Source organism: Microbacterium sp. MTN4-26 (assembly GCF_042846595.1).
In the GTDB taxonomy this organism is placed as follows: Bacteria; Actinomycetota; Actinomycetes; order Actinomycetales; family Microbacteriaceae; genus Microbacterium; species Microbacterium luteum.
Map to the genome: position 1 here is coordinate 1 of NZ_BTGO01000059.1, position 446 is coordinate 446.

General features: G+C 69.3%; 1 pseudogene. It reads right to left on the reverse strand.

Annotated features, from left to right (window positions below):
• Window positions 1-446, reverse strand: a pseudogene (locus ACGG9C_RS17075) (transketolase); the annotation flags it as partial.

Here is a 446-nt window from a genome sequence, read left to right on the forward strand (position 1 = left end):
ACGGCGGTCTCGTTCGCATCGGCGGGGCGGAGCACGGCGAGGTTCGGGATGGCGCGCAGCGCGGTGAGCTGCTCGATCGGCTGGTGGGTGGGGCCGTCTTCTCCGAGGGCGACGGAGTCGTGGGTCCAGACGAAGATCGAGGGGATGTTCATCAGCGCGGCCAGACGCACCGCGGGGCGCATGTAGTCGCTGAAGATCAGGAACGTCCCGCCGAACGCGCGGGTGGGGCCGTGCAGCACGATGCCGTTGATGATGGCGGCCATCGCGTGCTCGCGGATGCCGAAGTGCAGCACCCGCCCGTACGGGTTGCCGTCCCACTCGTCGGTGGACCACTCGGCCGGGATGAACGAGGCGGCGTTCTTGATGGTGGTGAGGTTCGACTCGGCGAGGTCGGCCGAGCCGCCCCACAGCTCGGGGAGCTTGTCGGCCAGGGCGTTGATGACCTG